A 1,852-nucleotide genomic window follows, 5' to 3' on the forward strand; every position below is an offset into this window, starting at 1 on the left:
TACTATGAACCACATGGCAGCCATTCTGAAAAAATCAAAGAATTTGCTCCTATAAATGTGGTCATCACCCCTATTATAAATTTGAATTTACCGTTAGTCGGGCCGATAATTAAAGGAAATGAAAGTGCTTTACAAGTAGCTCAATGGTTGAAACCCCAAGTCATGTTACCTACAGCAGCAGGGGGCGATATAGATTTTCAAGGATTATTAATATCTTTACTCAAAGCAGAGGGTAGTGTGGAAGAAACACAACTTCAGTTAACCAAAAATAATCTGGATACAAAAGTAATAGAGGCTCAACCTGGAGAACGTTTTGAACTACAATTAGAACAGAGAGTATTAGCTAATTAGGGTTTGCTGAATAAATCTTTTGGTATGAGCTAGGAGTCAGGAGCAGGAGTCATAAGTCAGGATAAATGGGGAATTTATAGTAGATAGTCGGATATTTTCTCCCTTGATTTTTCTGCAATTATTCTGCCTTTTATCCTAACTTTTTGGTTGCTCAATCTTCAAAAGTTGCACTTTTTTTCGCTGTAAAAAATCTAAAACCTTTACCTGTCAGTGCTTTTATATTTAATCAGCATAGCAATAATTAAACTACATTTAATTAACAGCTTTTAATGATAGTTAGTATATTTTGAAAGCTGCTGACTATTAATGTTATGAAGCTAATTTTTGAAGATTTGAGGTTAATCATATTGTTAATCAAATGCTGCACAACTGACTTCTCCTAACCATAAAACCCTTTAACAGTTTACTATTCCCTATTTCCTATTCCCTAATGCTATAAAAGTATGATTAATTTTCGTTGGATTTTTACAGTAATATTATCCTTGTTTTTGATTATTGGTAATTCTCAACCAGCTTTAGCTTCTATTCATACTTACCCCGAATCTTCTACACAAATCATGTATCGTTCTCGGCAAAGTTTGCGAGACCTTTCAGATAGAGCATGGCAAACTGTACTATATAAAAGGATCAAATCTGGCAAACTAATAACTTTAAACTTACGATTGGTAGGATTTCCTGGAATAATTGAACTAGCTCATCCCCAAAAATTGCAAATTACTACTGGCACTGGTAATATCTGGAATGCAGAGGATATTTTGGTTGATTCTTCTTTTCCTGCTAATGTTGGAGAATATGACTTTTTGGAAGTAATGAAACACTTAAATTATGATGCTCCACTGCGAATAAATATACCTTTGCAAGGTGAAAAATCAGCAGAATTAGTCGTACCAATTTTTGCTGTTAAAGAATGGCATAAATTATTTGATGAAGTTAATTTTTGGTGATTTTTTATTGTATTAGTTTTCATTAATTAAGGAGAAAAAAAGTGAAAAAAATAATTACAGTTTGCTTATTAATATTCACATTGATAAACTTTATAGAAATACCTCCTGCATTAGCAGCAGAAACAGCGAAAGGAGCAGAAATTTTTCAAATTAATTGTGCTGGATGTCATGCTGGAGGAGGCAATATAGTTAGATGGTGGAAAAACTTAAAAATCAGAACTTTGAAAAGAAATAAACTAGATTCTGTTGAGGCGATCGCTTACTTAGTTAAGAATGGAAAAAATAATATGTCTGCTTACAAAGACCGTTTAACAGAAACAGAGATAGAAACTGTATCAGATTATGTATTGAAGCAGGCAGAAAATGGTTGGCATTAGTAAATATAGCTATAAGAGCTAATATTTAAACATTACACATCTCCAGAAAAGAGGAAGTAGAGAGTAGGGAGAAATAATAGACATCTCCAATAATCAAAAATAAAATTAATTATTGTACATTAATCATCAATTATTTCTCCCTACTCTCTACTTCCTCTTTTCTGGAGATGTGTAATGTTT

The 1,852-nt window shown here is 32.4% G+C and carries 3 protein-coding genes; all 3 read left to right on the forward strand.

What is annotated here, in order from left to right; translation table 11 throughout:
* The coding region (locus F6K13_RS31290; protein WP_287289602.1) for an MBL fold metallo-hydrolase at positions 1-351 on the forward strand (351 nt) is incomplete at its 5' end.
* A 443-nt stretch (positions 352-794) separates the two neighbouring features.
* A complete protein-coding gene (locus F6K13_RS31295) occupies positions 795-1,295 on the forward strand; it encodes a DUF3122 domain-containing protein (RefSeq protein ID WP_124145320.1) in 501 nt (166 codons plus the stop codon).
* 41 nt (positions 1,296-1,336) lie between these two features.
* A complete protein-coding gene (petJ, locus tag F6K13_RS31300) occupies positions 1,337-1,672 on the forward strand; it encodes a cytochrome c6 PetJ (RefSeq protein ID WP_124145319.1) in 336 nt (111 codons plus the stop codon).
* Positions 1,673-1,852: the final 180 nt, after the last annotated feature.

Source organism: Okeania sp. SIO2B9 (assembly GCF_010672505.1).
In the GTDB taxonomy this organism is placed as follows: domain Bacteria; phylum Cyanobacteriota; class Cyanobacteriia; order Cyanobacteriales; family Microcoleaceae; genus Okeania; species Okeania hirsuta.

What these genes read in the sequence shown, in the direction of transcription:
- F6K13_RS31295 (WP_124145320.1), top strand. Translation starts at nt 795, where the DNA reads ATGATTAATTTTCGTTGGATTTTTACAGTAATATTATCCTTGTTTTTG.